The organism is Melghiribacillus thermohalophilus, from assembly GCF_004342905.1.
GTDB lineage: Bacteria > Bacillota > Bacilli > Bacillales > Alkalibacillaceae > Melghiribacillus > Melghiribacillus thermohalophilus.
In genome coordinates this window covers 392,455-413,291 of the sequence record NZ_SMAN01000001.1, presented here as the reverse complement: position 1 = coordinate 413,291, position 20,837 = coordinate 392,455, and the positions used below count along the sequence as shown (strand labels likewise).

The window sequence follows — 20,837 nt, the reverse complement described above, 5'->3', positions numbered from 1 at the left end:
CGTATGGCTATTGAAAATATCTCAACGGTCAAAGACGGAAAAAGAGTCATCGTTAAAAAACCTGAACTGTTAGCTCCGGCCGGTAATTTAGAAAAATTGAAGATTGCGGTACGTTATGGTGCGGATGCTGTATATATTGGAGGCCAGGAATTTGGGCTCCGGTCCAATGCAGATAATTTCTCCATCGAAGAGATGAGAGAAGGAGTGGAGTTTGCCCGTCAGTACGGGGCAAAGATTTATGTCACCACCAACATTTATGCCCATAATGAAAACATGGATGGACTAGAAGAATATCTGCAGGCCATTGAAGATGCTGGAGTTACCGGTATTATTGTGGCTGATCCTCTGATTATTGAGACATGCAAGCGGGTTGCCCCCAGACTGGAAGTTCACCTGAGTACCCAGCAGTCGGTCACCAACTGGAAAGCGGTCCAGTTCTGGAAAGAAGAGGGACTTGATCGTGTCGTACTGGCACGGGAGACGAGCCATGAAGAAATCAAGCAGATAAAAGAACATGTTGATGTGGAAATTGAATCTTTTATTCATGGTGCCATGTGTATTTCCTACTCCGGCCGCTGTGTGCTCAGCAATCACATGACTGCCCGTGATTCCAACAGGGGTGGCTGCTGCCAGTCTTGCCGCTGGGATTATGATTTGATGAAACAGACTGATGATGCAAATTATCCTGACATCCCGATGTTTTCGGAACAGGATGCGCCATTTGCCATGAGTCCGAAAGATTTAAACCTGATTTTATCCATCCCGAAAATGATTGACATCGGCATTGATTGTCTAAAAATTGAAGGACGGATGAAGTCCATTCACTATGTGGCGACGGTGGTCAGTGTTTATCGTAAAGTCATTGATGCTTATTGCGAAGATCCGGATCACTTTGAAGTGAAAAAAGAATGGATTGATGAACTTGACAAATGCGCAAACCGTGATACCGCCCCTGCCTTCTATGAAGGGACTCCAGGCTATCAGGAACAAATGTATGGCAATCACAGCAAAAAAACCAATTATGTCTTTGCAGGGCTTGTTCTGGATTATGACACACAAACCGGGATCGCAACCATACAGCAGCGGAATCATTTTAAGCCGGGTGACAAAATCGAATTTTTCGGTCCCGATATTCAAGGATTTTCCCAGACAGCAGGAACGATCTGGGATGATAGCGGCAATGAAATAGATGCTGCCCGGCATCCCCTTCAGATTGTCAAAATGAAAGTGGACCAGCAAGTCTTTCCTTACAACATGATGCGAAAGGAGCTCAAGTGGCAATGAAAGACAGGCCAGTTGTCATTGGGGTAGCAGGAGGTACGGGTTCAGGGAAAACTTCTGTAACCCGTTCGATCTGTAAAAATTTCGGGGATCAGTCGATATTAATGATAGAGCAGGATTTTTATTACAAAGATCAAAGTCATTTGCCCTTTGAGGAACGTCTAACAACTAATTACGACCACCCCCTTGCTTTTGACAATGATTTGCTGATTGAACACTTGAAGAAACTGTTAAACCGGGAACCGGTTGAAAAACCGGTATATGATTATCAGCTCCATACCCGTTCAGATGAAGTGATCTATGTGGAACCGAAAGATGTCATTATTCTTGAGGGAATTCTTGTATTAGAAGATGAGCGATTGCGCAACTTAATGGATATTAAAGTGTTTGTGGATACAGATGCGGATATTCGAATTACCCGGAGAATCATGAGGGACATCAAAGAAAGGGGACGGAGTCTGGAGTCGGTTATTCAGCAATACATTCATGTAGTCAGACCGATGCATCTTCAGTTTGTAGAACCGACGAAACGGTATGCTGACATCATTATTCCTGAGGGCGGAGAAAATCACGTCGCTATTGACCTGATGACAACAAAAATCAAAAGTATTCTGGCTGAACGGTCGACTGCCATGAGCTAAAAAGGGTATTGAAATCATTGAAAAAATCTGCCATAGTAATGGATAGTAGTTATAGAATCATGATCTGATCATTATATATCCATATACGGTCATGCTCAGAAACGCGGACAATTGGTTGTGAAGGAGAGTGTTGCCATAATGGCTCAGGAAAAAGAATATTTTATGACCCAGGAAGGGAAAGAAAAATTAGAAAAAGAACTGCATTATTTAAAAACAGAAAAACGTCCGGAAGTGGTGGAACGCATAAAGATTGCAAGAGGCTTTGGAGATCTCTCCGAAAACTCCGAATACGATGCAGCAAAGGACGAACAGGCTTTTGTTGAATCACGAATTGCTCAAATTGAAAAAATGATTCGTAATGCAGTAATCATTGAAAATGATTCGGAAAATCAGGGTGTGGTACAGCTTGGAAAATCCGTTACCTTCCAGGAGCTGCCGGATGGAGAAGAAGAAACGTATACGATCGTCGGAAGCGCTGAAGCTGATCCGTTTGAAGGGAAAATATCCAATGATTCACCGATGGCCAAAAGCCTTCTTGGACGATCAGTGGGTGAAGAAGTCACAGTGGATACCCCTGGTGGAGAAATGAATGTAAAAATCCTAAAAGTGGAATAAGAAGTTATGCTCGTATGGCATTCCGGAATGTCATACGAGTTTTTTGTTTAGGGATGAGGACCACTTGTATTGACCCAGCTTCAGCGTTCTTCCTATTGAGCCGCTTCGGCCACCCGGTGACACGGACAGCTTCTGTATAGTCTTCGGCGGCTCGAGGCTAAGGGGGCGGGGGCGCTTTTTTTTTCTTGTTTAAATCATGCCGGTTCAGATTCAAACATGCTCTTGCTGCATGAAAGGCTTCTCACCCGTTCAGGGGTAAAAGCATACGAATTGCTCATTTCCCTGTTGGATTGTTTAAAAAACATGAGAACGGCGAAAATGGATAATGGGTGAGAAGATCATGAAAGTAAGACGTGTTTATATATTAACAATTGCACTAACGTTACTTTTTGGGGTTCTTTTGTACCGTTTAGGGGATATCCAGTTGTTTTCGGTGACTTCATTTGGACCGAACCGGGTGAATTTGCTCGAAGAGAGTGTAAAACAGCGGGCATATGAACTTCAGCTTTTTTCGGGGAGGGGTACGATTCTAGACCGTCATGGGGAGCCAATTACAAATCGCAAAACATACGACGTCATTGTATTTCCTTTTTCAGATAGCTATACGTGGTCTGTAGAAAAGATTGCCCGGATCATCAATATTTCTCCGGAAAAGTTAGCGTTTCTATCTGAATCGACTAAAAAACCATATTTTTTATCAGAAAAAATTCAGGTGGATATGGATAAAGAACAGTTTCAGGCTCTCCGTCAGGTAAATATCCCCTTTTTCGTCCCTGTTGAAATCAAAAATTCCAGAGACCCGCTGGTTGGAAAACATTTTGTCGGTCTTGTCCGGGAAAATCCGGACCTTTATCAGAAACGTTATGGAAGTAACCGTTCAGAAAGCGAAGAGAAAAAAGTAGGCATTTCAGGGCTTCAGCGTGCTTTTGACTCCTTTTTGCTTTCAAAGGGCGATGAAAAAGTTTTGTTTCATGTCGATGCCAGAGGGACTCCTTTGTTCGGCTACAATTATCGATACGCCCGACAATCAGATTCTTTTTTTCCGGTCAATGTGCAATCCACTCTGGATTTAACCCTACAAAAAAAAGCTGAACAGTTAATGGATGATTATTCGATTGGAAATGGGGCACTCGTTTTACTGGATGTAAAATCAAGAGAAGTACTTGTGATGGTCAGCCGCCCTCAGATCAACGAACATCATCCTTATCAGGATGGGAGTATCAAAAATCAGGCTCTTATAGCCCACTTTCCTGGCTCCGTTTTTAAAACAGTCGTAGCTGCAGCGGCAATCGAGAATATGGATGATGTATTTGAACGGACATTCAATTGCGACCAAAATGTTTACGGCGATGGGGATTCAGAACGCAAGCTGGGGAAATTGAACTTTGAAGAGAGCTTCACCTTTAGCTGTAACCGCACATTTGCGGAATTAGCAGAGGAACTGATGAAGGAAGATGAGAAAATCCTTGATCAATACGCGGAAAGACTTGGCATACTTGGACCTGCAGGCTGGACAGGGGATCTGTTCAGGATTAAACATTTTCAACATTTCCCGGCAGAACAAACGGGAAACATATGGGGAGATCCATATGACCGGCTGGCGGAAAAGGCAATCCATCAAACGGCTATTGGGCAAAAGGAAGTCCGGGCAACTCCTCTGGCGGTAGCGAATATGATGGCCACCATTGCCGATCACGGAATCCAGAAGGAGGTACTTGCAGCCAGAAAAATAGTATATAAAAATGGAACCACGATGCACTCCTTTGAGGAACAGATTAAAGATAGAGGCTTAAAAAGGGAAACTGTGAAGAAAATGACCTCTCTGCTTCGATCGGTTGTCGAAAAAGGCACCGCCAGATCCCTGAACAGTCTCCCGGTGGCAGGAAAAACAGGAACAGCTGAAACAGGGAAGGAGGATCTTACCCACCACTGGATGGCCGGTTTTTTTCCCTATGAAGAGCCCAAATATGCCCTCGTTGTAGTCGGGCTAAATCAGAAAAAACAGCCGCAGGTGCTCCGGATCTATGAAGAAATGGTAAAGTTTCTTCAGGCAAGGGATGATCGCGGATGATGGATGAAGTCATACGTTGATTTCATTTCCTGGATATATCTTTCTTTTTCCGTACTGATTACAAGCTGGAACACATCTTTTTCGTTTACATTTATGAACTCAAGGATATTCCCCGTATAAAAATAAATATATAAATTCTTTTTTTCCCGGTCATAGCCGATCTTTTTAAAGGTGGTGAGATTCCATTTCTGCGCGTCAAATGTCGTATACTTCATTGGATCACCTCATTTTCTTTTTTTCTGGGATACTTTATTAGATATCTATGGCTGTAGTCCTTCAACTATGTCAAAACAAGAAAAGTTTAGACAAAAGAAATATGGAATCGACAGATGCATGCCGGATTCACGGGGAGAAAAAGCTATGGTTAGACATTGGTTCCTGTCCTGTCCCATAGTATAATAAAAAGAAAAAAGGGAGGAGTTCCATGTCACCGGATGATTTTTTCCATGATGAAGAATCCAGAATCGAACGCTATGAAAAGCGAAGGAAACAGACGAAAAATATAAACCGGCTATTGTGGGTCAGTGGGATTCTCGCAGTTTTACTCATTTCTTTCTTTATCTTTAATGAGGATGAGGACACGGAAACTGCCAGCAAGTCAGATGACCCTGTTGTAGAAGAGGAAAGTCAGTCTGGTGAAAGCCAGAGCGATCAAGGAGAAAACGAAGAACAAAATGATTCACTTCCAGACTCCTCTGAAGACGAAACGGATAATCAGTTAACAGAAAATGATGATGAGATGGATCTGGACAGGCCTGATTCGTCCGATGAGGATCAATCCGGTGAAGAGATGACGAGGGATGAACATCCGGATGATAATGTACAGGAAGTCATCGTTAAAGACTGGGAACCTGTTGGCACAGAACAGGAAGAGCCCCATGTTACGACTTATGATAAAAATTCCCTGGACTGGCAGGAAATGCTTAAGGCGATTCGTTATGCCACCGGTTTACAGGAAGGGGACATGATTCCTGGTGGGTTGAAAATGGAGGGGGTCCACAAAAAGTCAAAGCAACGGTAACCAATAACGCCCAGAATCAAATTTATAGGGTTTATGTGGAATGGGTGACGGAAGAAGGTTGGATGCCGGTTAAAGTAGAAGTGCTCAAGGAAAATGATCAAAAATATCGGTTTGAATCAAATGGTGAAAGCGAGGAAGAATGATGACAATTGGAATTATTGGAGCAATGGACGAAGAAGTGGAACTGCTTAAACAATCAATGGATATTCAGCGTGAGATAACCAAAGGAGGATGTCAATTTTTTGAAGGGACCCTGAAAGGAAAGGCAGTAATCCTGTTAAAGTCAGGGATTGGCAAAGTCAATGCTGCCATGTCTACAACGATATTGCATGAGAGGTATCATCCCGATTATGTCATTAATACTGGGTCGGCCGGGGGTTTTTCAGCGGAACTGGAAGTGGGTGATCTCATTATTTCTGACAGGGTCCTGCACCATGATGTCGATGTCACGGTATTCAACTATGCGTATGGACAGGTCCCCGGGATGCCGCCTCATTATGAAGCTGATGAAAGACTTATTTCCCTGGCAATATCAGCGGCAGGAAGTATAAAAGGTATTCAAGCTGTAAAAGGTTTAATCGCCACCGGGGATTCGTTTATGAATGAGGAAGGAAGGATTGAGTTCATTCGAAAACAATTTCCAGACATGCAGGCTGCGGAAATGGAAGCGGCAGCTATTGCCCAGGTTTGCTATCAATATGGGACGCCGTTTGTGATTGTCCGTTCTCTGTCGGATATTGCAGGAAAAGAATCGCACATTTCCTTTGAAAAATATTTAAGTCAGGCTGCACAACATTCCGCTCAGTTAATTATGGAAATGTTGAAGGATATTTAAGTGAAAGCTCCATCACATCAAACCATATTTCCCGCCTCTTGACGGGGCGGGAAATGTCAGATCCATTTTGAAAGTGTCAGGTGAAATAATAAAAACCACCAAGAACGAGTAAAAGGACAAGTAAGACAATCAGTAACCCGAACCCAAATCCTCCATATCCATATGCCGGGAAATAGTATGGATAACCTACAAAGGACAAGGTCATTCACCTCACTTTTTGCACTTTGTATTAAGATATGCATCTATAGGTGAGGTGTACAGGATAAGTACCTATTTTTCTTTTTCCCGCTTATAAAATGCATGAAGAATTTTCATCAATGCCCGCTTTTCAATTCGGGAAACATAACTTCTCGATATCCCCAGCTGTTTCGCAATCTCTCTCTGCGTGCATTCCCGATCGGACTGTAGGCCATATCGTTTAATAATCACCTCTTTTTCCCGCTCATCCAGGACGTTTAAGTATTGATGAATCTTTTCAATTTCCATGCTGGTCTGAATACGTTCTACAATGTCCGGATGATCTGCTTTAAGGATATCCATTAAACAAATTTCATTTCCCTCTTTATCCTGACCGATCGGGTCCTGAAGGGAAACATCTTTTTTCGATTTTTTCTGGGAACGGAGAAACATTAAAATTTCGTTTTCAATACACCTGGCTGCATAAGTAGCCAGTTTTGTTCCCCGGTCGGGAGAATAGCTTTCAATTCCCTTAATCAATCCAATTGTCCCAATCGATATTAAATCTTCCTGGTCTTCATTTGTGTTTTCATATTTTTTTACAATATGGGCTACCAGCCTTAAGTTGTGCTCGATTAGCTTGTTTCTTGCTGCCTCATCACCTTCCTGCATTTTTTTTAGGTACTTTGCCTCTTCCTCAGGCGGCAAAGGTTGCGGAAAGGCATTGTTCTTGACATAGGAGACGAAAAAAAAGGCTTCCTTAATAAAATAGGCAATCGATTGGAGTACACTAAACAACACATACACCTCCGCCCTGACATTAGGTGAAAGCCTATATGTGTACCTTATGTGCGAAGGTGTCAAACTGTGCCTGTCTTGAATAGGTTTCTCCAAAATTACAGAAACGGTTTTAATGCTTTACTGGCTATTTTAAGGAGATTGACTTTCCGTCTGGTCAGCATGGTCTCCAAGATTTTCGTATGGATGCTTTTCATCACCAGATCTAATTTGGAATTGTCCAGCTTTTCGATCCCCCTTCGCAAAGCCAGTGAATCGTAGAAGTTTTGATACAGCGGTTTTGTCAGCTCATCATAATTTCCTTTGCCCATAATGTCCATGGCACTGTATATACCGGTTAAAATGGAGGTAAATTGTCCGAACCCTAAAAAGGGTGTAATAGCGCCAAAACAGTTTCCAGCAAAATAGGTGTTGCCAATACGAGGGTAAGAGGAAATGCCTATCCTATAATCGTTAATGGAAAAATGGCTTACTAGATTCAGCGTCTGGTTTAATTTTCTCTGGGCTTCCTCATGAAATTTTTGAAACAACGCTTCTTTGTCTACATGCTGGTTTTCTTTATACTGCGGGTATACGAGAACGAGGCTCGCTTCTGAATGGGAATGGGGAATGAGATAGCACATCCCTTTAGGAGCAAGTTCGTTATTGAACCAGGCATGAACTTCATTTGGAGTAAATTCACCGGTAACAATGCCTCCCTTAAAAGAAGCTCTGAATGCCTCTTCAAACATTTGAATTTGCTGTGTATCCAGAGGATCACCTGTCGCCAGAACAATATGAGAGTATTCTTTTGCGATTTCCTGATAGTCGACCTTGTTCTCAAAATAAATATTTCCTTCATATTGGCTTTGCAGCTGTTTCTCAAGGGCCTCATCATGTTTGCCCCGCAAATTCGAATACCCCAGATGTCCTTCTAAACAGGATGATACATTCGGGCCATGAATAAACATTTTTTTAATATTTGATGTCGGTTTAATCAAAAGATCATGTTCTTCGGATAAATATCTGATCGAATCATAAAATGGGTAGTCTAACAGGTTTAAAAAGACTTCAGCTGTAACAAACCGGTCTCCCGCGATGGCTCTTTTTTCAAATACATCGGCCTGAATTCCATGCTGCTTTAGCTTAATGGCGCAGCTAAGGCCTGAAACCCCTGCACCTATAATCGCTATTTCCATGGTTGTTTCACCTCCGTAAGTCTTTACAGATTAGTTTGTCCAGTAATGCGAAATAAATAAGACTTTCAAAAAGGAAAACAGCCGCATGATGAGGCGGCTGTTTTACTCAGGTCTTCTTTTTTATGGACTCCAGCTTTGTTTCATAGTCATCTTTGATGCTTTTTTCCCATAGCTTGACTCCGCTGTGGTGGGCTGCTCTGGAGATCATATGGCCGGACACCGGAGAAGTTAACAGAACAAATAGGATTCCAAGAATTAATTTACCGCTCACAATATTGGCATCAAACAGCATAAACAAAAACGCAGCAATCATGATACTGGCTACACCTAAAGTAGCTGATTTTGTAGCAGCATGTAAGCGGGTGTAGACATCTGGAAACCGCAAAACGCCAATTGAGCTGGAAAGGATAAAAAAAGTTCCAATAATCAACAGAAGACTAATGATGATCTCGATCAATGATAACACCCTTTTCTAAAAATTTTGCGAGTGCAATCGTACCAATAAAAAGCAGGATGCCAATTAACAGAATAATGTCATTTAATTTCGTTGTAACCAGATGGATGGCGAGAACACCTGCTAATGCCATTAAGTTGACACCTATAGTATCAAGGGCAACAGCCCGGTCGGGGTTTGTCGGACCTTTTACCACACGGTATAAAAGCATTAGGATGGATATAGAAATAGCGATCAGGCTGATCAGCGTGACAATATCTAAAAGGTTTACCCCAAAGTCTTTCATCAACGTGTCACCTCCATAATGGCTTTTTCAAACGTTTCTTTAATCGACTGAATTTCTTTTTCCACATCCGGGATATCCAGTGCATGAATGTAAATGGTTGATTGATCATCCGAAACGGCAATGGACAGCGTGCCGGGTGTCAGTGAAATGAGATTGGCAAGCAGCGTCACTTCCCAATTTTTGGTCAAATCTGTAGGCAATGCAAAGATGCCCGGCTGAATATCCAGATTCGGCTTATAGACAAGTTTAACGATGCTGATATTAGATAAAATCAATTCCTTTATAAATAGTAAAATCAGCCGAACAAAACGCCATATTCTTCGCATGTAAAAGGTATCGGGAATAAAACGCTGCAGCATGAAAAGCAAAAAAATCCCAATGAGGTACCCGGCAAAGAAAGAAGAAAAAGTATAGGATTCCTGCAAAAACATCCACATAAATGCAATAATGAGATTTAAAAGAATTTGTAAAGCCATGATCGTTTACTCCTTTAATACAGAGTTAATATACATGTCACGATCCGCGAGCATGTTCGAAACATCTTCAACAAAGGGATAAAACCACTCGGCTCCAGCCCCCAGAATAACCGATATCAATACAAGAATGACAGACGGAGCAAGGGAAGGAGCTGGTTTATTCGAAACAGCAGCGACTTCCTGTTCTTCCCCCCAGAAGGCATGAATGAAAATACGGATCATGGACAGGAGGATCAGCAGACTGGATCCAAGTCCAATGAGGACGAGCATGATTTGATCCTTTTCAAAACCTGCCTGCAGGAGGAGAAGTTTTCCGATAAACCCGCTAAATGGCGGAATTCCTGCGAGTACAAGCGAAGATATAAAAAAGGTCCAGCCCAGCAGGGGGTATCGATGAAGCAGCCCGCCCATTTTTCTTAAATCAGATGTTCCCGCCCGATATACAATCAGGCCAATGAGCATAAACAGGGCAGCTTTAATAATCATGTCGTGAACGAGATAATAGACAGCACCCGCATATCCCGTTTCGGACAAAAGTCCGATGCCCATAAGCATGAAGCCCACGGCAGGGATGATGTTATATACAATGATCAGTTTCACATTATAAGTGGATAAAGCTCCGATCACACCGAAGATCATAGAGAGCCCTGCGAGCCATAAAAACAGCTGCTGAACCATCGGTTCGTGGACAAAGATCAGAGAAAAGACTCTCAGGATGGAATAAATTCCGACCTTTGTCAACAGGGCACCAAACAGTGCTGAAACAACCGGGTTCGGAACGATATAGGATTTGGGCATCCAGTAGTACAAAGGGAAAATAGCAGCCTTTGATGCAAAGACAAAGAATAGTAATATGCCAATCGTAGTCAAAATTCCCTTTTGCTCCACATCCTGTACCCGTTCAGCTATTTGTGCCAGATTGACCGTGCCCACGACCGAATAGAGGAAGGCAACCGTGGTGACAAACAGCATCGATGAAAATAAGTTTAAAATGACATATTTAAAGGATTCCCTGAGCTGAATTTTTTCCCCTCCCAGGACGATTAGTGCATAGGAAGCCATTAAGAATACCTCATAAAAGACAAACAGGTTGAACAAGTCTCCGGTTAAAAAGGCTCCCGATACACCGGAAATCAATAGGAAAAAAAACGTATAAAAGTAGTAATGTTCCTTTCGTTCGCTTAATACGGATCTGGCGTAAAAAACAGCTAAAGAAGCAATCACGTTTGTTGTGATAACCAGAATGATAGATAGCTGATCCGCCACCAGGATAATTCCGTAAGGTGCTTTCCAGTCTCCCGTTTCCAGAATTACCGATCCGTTTTCCATAATGTAAAACCCGATCCAGACGGACGCGAGTAAATTAAATATAATCATAAATTTTGAGAAAAACCTGACGAGTATGATTTTTTTGTGAAAAAATGCAGCAATAATTCCCGACAGAAGCGGTATGACAATCGGAAGTACAGCCAGATTACTGATCATTTTCATTACCCCTCAACATTTCCATATTATCTGTTTTGTTTAATACATACGTGCGATAGGACAGTGCGAGTAAAAAGCTGGTCACTCCGAAACTGATAACGATGGATGTTAAAATCAGCGCCTGGGGCAGAGGATCCACATAGTTTCCTACTCCCTCATCCAGAATCGGAGGCGCACCTCTTTTTAGCTTGCCCATGGTCAAAATAAACAGATGGGCTCCATGGGATATCAGGCCGGTTCCGATGACGATACGAAGAATTTGTTTTTGCATAAGGTTATACAGACCTGTAGCGAACAAGATACCGGCCAGTATGGACATTAAGATTTCCACGGATTCATCACTCCCTGGTACGTCGGATTTTTATTAGGCCATATATAGCTAGGGCGGCGATCCCAAGTACAGTGATTTCGAATAACGTATCCAATCCCCGCATGTCTACTAAAATGACATTGACAACATTTTTTCCTCCTCCAAGTGTTTTAGAGGTTTCAAGAAAATAATCGGAGATCGGTTCAAACCATTTACTGCTGTGAGCACTGATACCAACAGCAGCCATTAGTAGACCGAAAAGGCCGGCCACAATGACATTTATGCCCCGCTCTTTTTTATCATCATCGATTTTTCTGAGTTCCGGCAGATGGTAAAAGGCCAGAAGGAAAAGGGCTACTGTTACCGTTTCAACGATTAATTGGGTGAGAGCCAGGTCGGGTGCCCGATAGATGACAAACAAAAGAGACAGGCCATATCCAACCACGCCGAGTATTAAAATTGCAGCGATACGGTTAGAAGTATAGATCGTTGCAAAAGCAGCCACAGCCATGGTGACCGCAATTAATACTTCCGTGAGTGAGATCGGAGCAACATCCGCATTGCTGAACATAAATCCATCGGTTGTCATCATAAATCCAAACCCGGCAATCAGCATAGCCAGCAAAATGAGACGGATATATCTTCTTAACGAACCGTTCATATAACTTTCAGTCACCGTTTCAGAGACACGGTAAATGCCGGATACGATTAAATCATATAGTACATTGAAGCTCCATTTTCCCGGAATCACTTGATATACCCGGGCCCACCTTTTCTGGGTAAAGGCCAGCAGTGTTCCGAGGCCCACGACAGCCATACTCATGTAAAATGGTGTTTCAAAACCATGCCAGAAGTATATTTCTTTCTGAACAGCTTCTCCATAAACGGCTTCTGCTGTCTTCGCAAGCAATGGTTCATTGACCATATTTGGAAACAGGCCGATCAGAATGACCCCGGATACGAGCACAATCGGAGAAATCAGCATGCCCCAGGGAGCTTCATGGGGTTTTTTCGGAAGAACATCCGCCTGTAAGTTTCCACGAAATGTTCCAGAGAAGAAATACATGGAATATACGAAAGTAAATATACTGCCCAAAACAGCCAGATATGGCATCACCAAAGCGAGTGTATTCATCAATGCGGCTCCTGATGTGCTCAGTTCCAGACTGGAGCTGAAAAATAGCTCTTTGCTGTAAAATCCATTTAATAATGGCAATGGCACACCCGCCATGGAAAAGGTTGCAAACAGAGCAAGGGTTGCGGAAACGGGCATGAGTGTCATCAGTCCGCCTAGTTTACGGATGTCCCTTGTCCCGGTTTCATGATCAACAATACCCGCTACCATAAATAGACTTCCTTTAAAAGTGGCATGGTTCAGGATATGAAAAACGGCAGCAAACACTGCTGCTTTCGTACCAAATCCGAGCATGGTCATAATCATACCAAGCTGGCTGATCGTGGAAAAAGCAAGAATTCCTTTTAAATCTGTCTGGCGGACAGCCATAAAGGAACCCCAGCATAACGTAACCATTCCAATCCCGCTTACCGCTATGAAAAACCACGGTTCACCTGCAAGAATTGGGGAAAGGCGGGCGATTAAATATAAACCGGCTTTGACCATGGTTGCCGAGTGCAGATACGCACTTACAGGTGTTGGTGCTTCCATTGCATCGGGCAGCCAGATGTGAAAAGGAAATTGGGCCGATTTGGTAAAAGCACCGAGAAAAATAAAGACTAAAATGAGCGGAAAGTAGGAACTGTTGATAATCACATCTTTTTGATCAATCATTTCCTGTATGCTGGCTGTCCCGGCTGTGGTAGTAAGCAGGATGACGCCACCAAGTAAGCTAAGGCCACCAAAAACCGTTATAAGCATCGATTTTAGTGCGCCATAGCGTGAGCGCTCCCGGTGATGCCAGTAACCGATTAACAGGAAAGAAGAAAGAGATGTGAATTCCCAGAAAGTATAAAGTACGAATACGTTATCCGACAGGACGACACCGAGCATGGCGGACATAAAAATCATCAAGTAGATGTAAAAATGGGCCAGCTTCTCAGATTGATCCAGATAATAAATGGAATACAAAAGAACCAGTGTCCCTATTCCGCTTATGAGAAGGCTAAATAATAAACTCAATCCATCCAGATGCAAATCAAAAACGATATTTAGCGAAGGAATCCAGGGGTAGGATTGTCGTATGGGGCTAAATTCTGAGCCTACAAACTGCAAAAAATACAAAAATATGACAAAAGGAACCGGAAGGAGTATCCAGCCAGTATGTATTTTATGTTTCCATTTATAAAAAAAGGGAATCAGGAATGAGATGATAAGTGGTCCCAGAATGGCATAGATCATTGTCTAATATCCTCCCTGTGTATTAATATTTTGAATTGCGTCCACTTCATTGTAATAAAAAGTAGAACCTTCCTTCAACTTAAAATAACCAGAAAAATAAAAAAACCTTATCACACCTGTGATAAGGATGTAAAATCCGCTAAATTGATTATGAAGATTGCTTAATTTTATGGGTTAATTGTCTGCGGTGTATTTCATCCTCAATGAGTTGAATGAATTCTTCACTCAAATTTAATTCATTGGCTTTGTAATAGGACTCAATTAACAACTCGTCCGACAAATGTTCCATAGTGACCGCCCAAAAAGCAGGCTGCTCACCTCCTGTATCAAACTCTACTCATACCAGAAAACGTGAGCGCGTGGATGAGATAATGTGCAAAAGTTATTTTAAATGTACCATGAATAGGAGGAAGAGACAATATGCTCGCTATCCACACAGGGGTGTGAATAACATGTGAGTTAGTTGCCGATTTATACAAAAATGATTGATATATAGCTGTTGATACTGTTAATAAAGTTATCCACAAGTAAGATATTGAAACAAATTGTCGAAAATTTTTCAGCATACCTTCTGAATGGTTTGGCATAGATTTAAAAATTATGCCTGATTGAGGTAAACTTTTCTTTGAAAGGCATGGATAAATTTTATATGATGTTAGAGTGAATGTATTATTCGTTTACACTGAGGTGAATTGTTTTGCTGCATAAATTTTTGCCCGACGAACAGGTGGACTCAATTTTTGAGATTTCCCCTGAACAGTTAAAACAACAGGGAATACGGGGGATTATTACAGACCTGGATAATACCCTTGTAGCGTGGAATGAGAAGGCCCCCAGCAAGGTTGTCTTCAACTGGTTTCAGTTAATGAAGGAACATGGGATGAAAGTGACAATCCTTTCAAATAATGATAAAAAGAGAGTAACAAGTTTTTCTGAACCTCTCCATATCCCATTCATTTATAGAGCCAGAAAACCATTGTCCAGGGCCTTTCATCAGGCACAAAAACAAATGGGTTTAAACAGGAAAGAAATTGCTGTTGTTGGTGATCAATTGTTAACGGATATACTTGGAGGAAACCTGGCCGGATACCATACCATTCTCGTTATACCAATTGCTAAATCAGATGGTTTCTTGACGAGAATCAACAGACAAATTGAACGGAGAATTATGAGACTGATGAAAAAAAGAGGAATGATTTCCTGGGAGGAATGAGTCATGACCGGATTAATTTGCCAGGGATGCGGCGCAACTATTCAGACAACAGCACCCGATCAGCCAGGGTATGCACCTGAGTCAAGCCTGAAGCGGGAAGATATGGTTTGTCAGCGCTGTTTTCGCCTGAAACATTATAATGAAGTACAGGATGTCTCCATTCATGATGATGAATTTTTAAACATGCTTCATGAAATTGGCCGGAAAAAGGCTCTTATTGTCAAAATTGTGGATATCTTTGATTTCAATGGAAGCTTTATACCCGGATTACCGCGTTTTACAGGGAAAAATCCCATTGTCCTCGTCGGGAATAAAGTGGACTTGCTTCCCAAATCAACAAATTATAATAAAGTAAAACAGTGGCTGAGGAAATCAGCAAAAGATCTCGGACTGAAAGTAGAAGATATTTATCTTGTCTCCGCCAAAAAAGGAATTGGCATGAAACAGGCGGCTGTAAAAATAAATGAATTGAGAAACGGACAGGATGTGTACGTCGTAGGGTGTACAAATGTAGGAAAATCAACCTTTATGAATTATTTAATTGAGCAGACCACGGGAGAGAAAGAAGCCATTACCACATCCTATTTTCCCGGAACAACCCTCGGTTTTATCGATATTCCGCTAGATGATGGAAAATCGATGTACGACACACCGGGAATTATTCATCATCATCAAATGGCTCATTACATTTCAAAAAGCGATTTAAAAGTCATTACACCGAAAAAAGAAATCAAACCCAGGGTTTATCAGCTTTTTGAGGAACAAACCCTGTATTTTGGCGGACTGGCCCGACTGGATTATGAAAAAGGAGGTAAACATTCATTTGTGTGCTATTTTTCAAATGAACTGATGATCCATCGAACAAAATTAGAAAATGCTGACCGTCTTTATGCTGAACATCTTGGGGATTTACTGACTCCCCCCGGCGAAGCAACCATGGAACAGCTCCCGCCTTTAAAACCACATACGTTTCAAATCAAAGACAATAAGACGGATATTGTGTTTTCAGGACTAGGATGGGTAACTGTAACTGAAGGAAACGCCACCGTGACCGCCTATCTTCCTGAGGGTGTCAGGGTAGGTTTAAGACCTTCCTTAATATAGAGGAGGAAGTCAATATGGGCCTGTTTTTTTGCGTAATCGGACATCCGATCGAACATTCCCTTTCCCCATGGATACATGGTCAATTTTTGAACATGAGCGGAAAACAGGGAATTTATCGGACGCTTGATGTGCCTGAAAAGGAACTTGGGCAAACGCTCCAGTTCTTAAAAAAGTTAGAAATTGACGGTTTTAATATAACCGTTCCCCATAAGGAAAGGATCATCAAGTATCTCGATGAACTCGATCCATTAGCTGAACAGATGGGAGCAGTCAATACGGTTGTCCATAAAGAGGGGAAATGGTTCGGTTACAATACCGACGGCAAAGGCTACATTCGCTCCCTGCAATCAGAATACCCTGATCTGTTTGTGGATCAGACCGACAAAAAGGCGCTAATCATCGGGGCGGGAGGGGCAGCCAGAGGGATTTATTTCGCTCTTATGGATTCAGGATTTAAACAGATCGATCTAGCTAACCGTACCGTTGAAAGAGCCCATCAAATAAAATCAAGTAATATTTCAACTGATGTATTCTCTCTTCAAGAAGCTGAAGAACAACTGGGGATATATGACTTAGTTATACAGACCACAAAAGCAGGGATGTATCCGAATGTTCATGAACATCCCCTGTCCCCGATGAATGTAAAACACCGGGCGGTTGTCAGTGATATTGTCTATCGGCCGATTGAAACTACATTTCTAGCAGCTGCCAGAGCCAGTGGGGCAAGAATCCATTTTGGGCATGGAATGCTGCTGTATCAGGCTGCCTTTTCCTTTGAATTGTGGACGGGTATCCCGATAGATCCTGCACCATTACTGACGCCACTGGAACAAAAATTGAAAGGTGAATGATCATGTTAACTGGAAAACAAAAACGGTTTCTACGCTCAAAGGCCCACCATCTGACACCCATTTTTCAGGTGGGAAAATCCGGGGTGAATGAAAATATGATTCAGCAAATCGATGATGCGCTGGAAAAACGGGAACTGATCAAAGTCAGCATATTACAAAATTGTTTTGAAGATAAGGACGAAATCGCCCATCAACTTACAGACGGCACAGGAGCAGAACTTGTTCAGCTGATCGGTCATACGATCGTCCTCTATAAAGAGTCAAAAGAGCATAAAACGATTGAATTGCCTTAAGGGATGGTTCATGATGAAGAAAATTGGCCTGTTTGGAGGAACTTTTGACCCTCCTCATATTGGACATTTAATTGTTGCGGAGGAGGTTCGTGAAGCCCTTGATTTAACGGAAATATGGTTCATTCCCTCTCATATTCCGCCGCATAAAGATGGGGCAAAAACGTCTTCAGGACATCGATTAAACATGATAAAGGAAGCGATCAAAAATAATCCCCGTTTCAAAGTAGATCCCATTGAACTGAACAGGGGAGGGATCTCTTATACAATCGATACAGTAACTGAATTAAAAAAAAGAGATCCCGATGCAGAATTTTACTTTATCATCGGTGCGGATATGGTAGAATTTTTGCCGAACTGGCACAAGGTTGATCTTTTAAAGCAGCTCGTCCAGTTCGTTGGAGTCAAACGGTACGGCTATGATCTGAAAAGACAAATGTCTGTTTCCATTGTTGAAATACCGGGCATTGATATTTCATCTTCTGTGATCAGACAACGAATTCAGGAGGGAAAAGGAGTTCGTTACTGGTTGCCGGACCGTGTGGAATGGTATATAAGGGAGCATGGTTTATATGGATGTAAATAAGGCTTTTGAAATCGTTCAGCCATTTTTGAAACCGGAAAGATTTGAACATACAAAACGAGTTGTTGAAACAGCCGTTAAACTATCACAGAAGTATGGGGGAGACCAGAACAAAGTTGAACTTGCCGCAGCTTTTCATGATATTGCCAAAAATCGACCAGCGGATTTGTTAAAACGGTGGATTTTAAGAGAACCATTATTGCCTAGAGATTTACTGGAGTTTCATCATGAATTATGGCACGGACCGGTAGGAGCGCTGATGGTCAGACAAGATTATGGTATAGAGGATCCGGATATTCTCAATGCGATCCGATACCATACCACAGGAAGACCAGCGATGACAAAGCTGGAAAAGATCGTGTTCATTGCCGATTACATTGAACCGGGAAGAAAATTTCCCGGGATTGAAGAAGCAAGGGAGATCACTGAGAAAGACCTTGATCTGGGCTGTCATGTTGCCCTGAAAAATACGATTCAATTTTTAATGAAACAGCGGCAACCGATATATCCGGCAACATTTTATGCATATAATGATTTAACTCAAAAACTTAAACGGTAATGGGGGATTGTAGATGAATAGCAAGGAGTTAGTTCTTCTAGCTGCCAATGCCTGTGATGACAAAAAGGCAGAAAACATTGTCGTTTTGGATATGCAACAGGTTTCGCTCATAGCGGATTATTTTTTAATCTGTCACGGGAATAGTGAGCGTCAGGTTCAGTCTATTTCCCGTGAAATAAAGAATCAGGCTGAGGAAAAGGGAATTGAAGTCAAACGGATGGAGGGCTTCGATCAAGGACGCTGGGTGCTTGTGGATCTTGATGATATCGTGTGCCACGTTTTCCATCGGGAAGAACGGGAATACTATAATCTTGAACGTCTCTGGGGAGATGCTCCGGAAGTGCCCGTTCAGAACGAATGGATGGCGGGGATGAAGGAGCAACAATGACATACGAATCGTTTGCCCTTGTTTATGATGATCTGATGCAGCATGTACCCTATGACAGCTGGATTCGTTTTATAGAAACGATTTTTGAAAAGCATCAGATCAAACCCAGGACCATCCTCGATCTGGGGTGCGGAACAGGAGAAATGACCCTTCGCCTTTCGGAAAATGGGTATTTGCTCACAGGAGTGGATCAATCAAGTGATATGCTTGCAATAGCCGCGCAAAAGTCACTGGAGAGAAAATTGCCTGTTACATGGGTTGAGCAGGATATAACTGTGCTTAAAACTCAACAAGCCTACGATGTCGTGGTCAGTTTCTGTGATGTCTTCAATTATTTGACGGAAGAAAATGACGTGAGAAAAGCTTTTCAACATGTCCATTCCAGCCTGAAAGAGGGAGGATTTTTTATATTTGATGTCCATTCCCAGAAATACGTGAATGATGTTTTAATCGGGAAGTCGTTTTCTGATGCAGATGAACAGATTTCTTTTATATGGGTTTGCCATTCAGGGAACCAGCCAGATGAGGTGGAACACGAATTAACGTTTTTTGTACATGACCAGAAAACGAGCCTGTATCGCCGCTTTGATGAAGTTCACATACAACGTACATTCCCGATGGAAACCTACAAGAAATGGCTCGATGCAGCCGGCTTTGAGGTTGCAGGCATTTATGGGGATTATTCCTTAAACAGGCCAGATGAGAAAAGCGATCGGCTTTTTTTCGTAAGCAAGAAAAAATAGGACAACATCGCCTCCTGTACCGGCGAGTACGGGGATATTTGAACCTGAATGATCCTGAATTCGAAATGGTGTGAGGGCCGGTTTCTAAAAACCTGGCGAACCCGGCTTGAATTGTAACCGTATCATTTCTTGACGCCCTCCCCATATGAGAGGATGGGGGTTATGCCCCCCTCCAGATCCTTTTATGAAAAATCATTTGTTATGCAGGAAAAAAGGAAACGACAGCGAATTACTTCAGGTAGATAATTGTTCCATAATTTTTTTCTGATCATCGTAATATTTGTTATGCGTAGCCCGAAACAGTTTATGAAACATATCCCCTACCTCTCTTTCAAGAACCTCGATTCCAGCTCCGGTTACACCGCCTTTCACCGTCACTTTCTTTTCCAGATTTTCAAATGAATAATACCCCTTTTCAATCAGTTTGCCAAAACCAACAATCATTTTTTCGGCAAGCTCCACGGCGTTATCATACTCAATATCGGTCTCCTCACATGCTGCCTGAATCATACGCTGAATCAAGTAACTAAAGAAAGCTGGTCCACAGGATATAATATCTGAAGAAACCCTCGTGATTTCATCATCAATAATGATGGGGCTTGAAAACAGTTTGCAGCTCTGAATTAAATATTCCTTCAGGTTCGAATCTATTTGTTCTCCAAAACTCAGAAGTGTAACTCCGAATAAGCCTCTGTTTGTAATACTTGGAATGATTCTGGCTGTTTGACAGGGCAGGTATTCTTCCAGCTGCTGGACAGAAATGGGACTTGTAATGGATATGACACAATGTTCTTGATTTAGTTCTGGCTGAATTCGTTTAATCAACGGAAACACGTCGAGGGGTTTGACACAAATAAAGATAATATCACTGAATTTCACCGTTTTTTCAGGGGTAGGACAAACGTTTATATCCGGATAATCCTGCTTCACATCGAAGGCTTTTGACAGGGTGCGATTATGAATAAATAATTGGCGGGGTTCTGTAACGCCACCCTCAATCAATGCATGGATTAACACTTTTCCCATATTTCCGGTACCAATAATCCCCCAGTTCATGAGACAGTTCCCTCCTTTTCCCCATGATGGTCTCCTACATATGTATGTGGGTAAACTACCATTTAT

Annotated in this window: 24 protein-coding genes and 1 pseudogene; 14 read left to right on the top strand and 11 right to left on the bottom strand. The window is 42.2% G+C overall.

All coding sequences use genetic code 11. From position 1 onward, the window contains the following. Positions 1-3: 3 nt before the first annotated feature. The 4 genes from EDD68_RS02140 (at position 4) to EDD68_RS02125 (ending at position 4,608) form a co-directional block, all read left to right on the top strand. Positions 4-1,284, top strand: coding sequence for a peptidase U32 family protein (locus tag EDD68_RS02140; RefSeq protein ID WP_132370564.1), 1,281 nt, complete (start codon positions 4-6; stop codon positions 1,282-1,284). After that, positions 1,281-1,922 (top strand): uridine kinase, encoded by a 642-nt coding sequence (udk, locus tag EDD68_RS02135; protein ID WP_132370563.1) that lies wholly within the window; start codon positions 1,281-1,283, stop codon positions 1,920-1,922. Before EDD68_RS02140 ends, udk begins: the two co-directional genes overlap by 4 nt. Before the next feature lie 138 nt (positions 1,923-2,060). Further along, positions 2,061-2,537 carry a transcription elongation factor GreA gene (greA, locus tag EDD68_RS02130; protein ID WP_132370562.1) on the top strand — a complete coding sequence of 159 codons (477 nt, stop codon included), beginning with the start codon at positions 2,061-2,063 and terminating at the stop codon, positions 2,535-2,537. A gap of 340 nt (positions 2,538-2,877) precedes the next feature. Next, complete coding sequence (locus tag EDD68_RS02125) at positions 2,878-4,608, top strand: peptidoglycan D,D-transpeptidase FtsI family protein (protein ID WP_165902029.1); 1,731 nt, start codon at positions 2,878-2,880, stop codon at positions 4,606-4,608. Here EDD68_RS02125 and EDD68_RS02120 read toward each other — a convergent pair. Continuing rightward, positions 4,584-4,823: a KTSC domain-containing protein gene (locus EDD68_RS02120; protein ID WP_132370560.1), complete on the bottom strand. Its 240-nt coding sequence runs from the start codon at positions 4,821-4,823 to the stop codon at positions 4,584-4,586. The genes EDD68_RS02125 and EDD68_RS02120 overlap by 25 nt on opposite strands. Before the next feature lie 209 nt (positions 4,824-5,032). On the opposite strand from EDD68_RS02120, the pseudogene EDD68_RS02115 reads away from it, so the two are divergent. Both EDD68_RS02115 and mtnN read left to right on the top strand, forming a co-directional pair. Then, a pseudogene (locus EDD68_RS02115) lies at positions 5,033-5,655 on the top strand (YrrS family protein); the annotation flags it as partial. A 116-nt stretch (positions 5,656-5,771) separates the two neighbouring features. Continuing rightward, positions 5,772-6,464 (top strand): 5'-methylthioadenosine/S-adenosylhomocysteine nucleosidase, encoded by a 693-nt coding sequence (gene mtnN, locus EDD68_RS02105; protein ID WP_132370557.1) that lies wholly within the window; start codon positions 5,772-5,774, stop codon positions 6,462-6,464. A gap of 270 nt (positions 6,465-6,734) precedes the next feature. Here mtnN and sigK read toward each other — a convergent pair whose 3' ends face one another. The 9 genes from sigK to sda form a co-directional block, all read right to left on the bottom strand. Beyond that, positions 6,735-7,439 (bottom strand): RNA polymerase sporulation sigma factor SigK, encoded by a 705-nt coding sequence (gene sigK, locus EDD68_RS02095; RefSeq protein WP_132370555.1) that lies wholly within the window; start codon positions 7,437-7,439, stop codon positions 6,735-6,737. Between the two features lie 98 nt (positions 7,440-7,537). After that, positions 7,538-8,617, bottom strand: coding sequence for an NAD(P)/FAD-dependent oxidoreductase (locus tag EDD68_RS02090; RefSeq protein WP_132370554.1), 1,080 nt, complete (start codon positions 8,615-8,617; stop codon positions 7,538-7,540). 106 nt (positions 8,618-8,723) lie between these two features. Beyond that, positions 8,724-9,074 carry a monovalent cation/H(+) antiporter subunit G gene (mnhG, locus tag EDD68_RS02085; RefSeq protein ID WP_132370553.1) on the bottom strand — a complete coding sequence of 117 codons (351 nt, stop codon included), beginning with the start codon at positions 9,072-9,074 and terminating at the stop codon, positions 8,724-8,726. Beyond that, positions 9,055-9,357, bottom strand: coding sequence for a Na(+)/H(+) antiporter subunit F1 (locus tag EDD68_RS02080; protein WP_132370552.1), 303 nt, complete (start codon positions 9,355-9,357; stop codon positions 9,055-9,057). The genes mnhG and EDD68_RS02080 overlap by 20 nt, the downstream gene beginning before the upstream one ends. Continuing rightward, a complete protein-coding gene (locus EDD68_RS02075) occupies positions 9,357-9,833 on the bottom strand; it encodes a Na+/H+ antiporter subunit E (protein ID WP_132370551.1) in 477 nt (158 codons plus the stop codon). The genes EDD68_RS02080 and EDD68_RS02075 overlap by 1 nt, the downstream gene beginning before the upstream one ends. A gap of 6 nt (positions 9,834-9,839) precedes the next feature. After that, entirely contained in the window at positions 9,840-11,315 is a 1,476-nt protein-coding gene (locus tag EDD68_RS02070) for a Na+/H+ antiporter subunit D (RefSeq protein ID WP_132370669.1), read from the bottom strand. Continuing rightward, positions 11,308-11,649, bottom strand: a complete 342-nt coding sequence (locus EDD68_RS02065; RefSeq protein WP_132370550.1) for a Na(+)/H(+) antiporter subunit C — start codon at positions 11,647-11,649, stop codon at positions 11,308-11,310. The genes EDD68_RS02070 and EDD68_RS02065 overlap by 8 nt, the downstream gene beginning before the upstream one ends. Before the next feature lie 7 nt (positions 11,650-11,656). After that, the gene (locus tag EDD68_RS02060; protein ID WP_132370549.1) at positions 11,657-13,984 is read right to left on the bottom strand and encodes a Na+/H+ antiporter subunit A; all 2,328 of its coding nucleotides are present in this window, start codon (positions 13,982-13,984) and stop codon (positions 11,657-11,659) included. 148 nt (positions 13,985-14,132) lie between these two features. Beyond that, on the bottom strand, positions 14,133-14,273 hold the full coding sequence (gene sda / locus EDD68_RS02055; protein ID WP_132370548.1) for a sporulation histidine kinase inhibitor Sda: 141 nt from the start codon (positions 14,271-14,273) through the stop codon (positions 14,133-14,135). Between the two features lie 408 nt (positions 14,274-14,681). Here sda and EDD68_RS02050 point away from each other — a divergent pair, with 408 nt between their 5' ends. The 8 genes from EDD68_RS02050 to EDD68_RS02015 are packed head-to-tail and all read left to right on the top strand — an operon-like array spanning position 14,682 to position 19,715. Further along, positions 14,682-15,197, top strand: a complete 516-nt coding sequence (locus EDD68_RS02050) for a YqeG family HAD IIIA-type phosphatase (protein WP_132370547.1) — start codon at positions 14,682-14,684, stop codon at positions 15,195-15,197. A gap of 3 nt (positions 15,198-15,200) precedes the next feature. Continuing rightward, positions 15,201-16,301 carry a ribosome biogenesis GTPase YqeH gene (gene yqeH, locus EDD68_RS02045; protein ID WP_132370546.1) on the top strand — a complete coding sequence of 367 codons (1,101 nt, stop codon included), beginning with the start codon at positions 15,201-15,203 and terminating at the stop codon, positions 16,299-16,301. Between the two features lie 14 nt (positions 16,302-16,315). After that, a complete protein-coding gene (gene aroE, locus EDD68_RS02040; protein WP_132370545.1) occupies positions 16,316-17,152 on the top strand; it encodes a shikimate dehydrogenase in 837 nt (278 codons plus the stop codon). A gap of 2 nt (positions 17,153-17,154) precedes the next feature. After that, positions 17,155-17,445 (top strand): ribosome assembly RNA-binding protein YhbY, encoded by a 291-nt coding sequence (gene yhbY / locus EDD68_RS02035; RefSeq protein ID WP_132370544.1) that lies wholly within the window; start codon positions 17,155-17,157, stop codon positions 17,443-17,445. A gap of 13 nt (positions 17,446-17,458) precedes the next feature. Then, positions 17,459-18,028: a nicotinate-nucleotide adenylyltransferase gene (locus EDD68_RS02030; protein WP_132370543.1), complete on the top strand. Its 570-nt coding sequence runs from the start codon at positions 17,459-17,461 to the stop codon at positions 18,026-18,028. Beyond that, complete coding sequence (gene yqeK, locus EDD68_RS02025) at positions 18,015-18,584, top strand: bis(5'-nucleosyl)-tetraphosphatase (symmetrical) YqeK (RefSeq protein ID WP_132370542.1); 570 nt, start codon at positions 18,015-18,017, stop codon at positions 18,582-18,584. Before EDD68_RS02030 ends, yqeK begins: the two co-directional genes overlap by 14 nt. Before the next feature lie 13 nt (positions 18,585-18,597). Further along, positions 18,598-18,972, top strand: coding sequence for a ribosome silencing factor (gene rsfS, locus EDD68_RS02020; RefSeq protein WP_132370541.1), 375 nt, complete (start codon positions 18,598-18,600; stop codon positions 18,970-18,972). Further along, positions 18,969-19,715 carry a class I SAM-dependent DNA methyltransferase gene (locus tag EDD68_RS02015; RefSeq protein WP_165902028.1) on the top strand — a complete coding sequence of 249 codons (747 nt, stop codon included), beginning with the start codon at positions 18,969-18,971 and terminating at the stop codon, positions 19,713-19,715. The genes rsfS and EDD68_RS02015 overlap by 4 nt, the downstream gene beginning before the upstream one ends. Before the next feature lie 234 nt (positions 19,716-19,949). Here the strand turns inward: EDD68_RS02015 and comER are convergent, their stop codons facing one another. Then, a complete protein-coding gene (gene comER, locus EDD68_RS02010; RefSeq protein ID WP_132370539.1) occupies positions 19,950-20,771 on the bottom strand; it encodes a late competence protein ComER in 822 nt (273 codons plus the stop codon). Positions 20,772-20,837 lie beyond the last annotated feature (66 nt).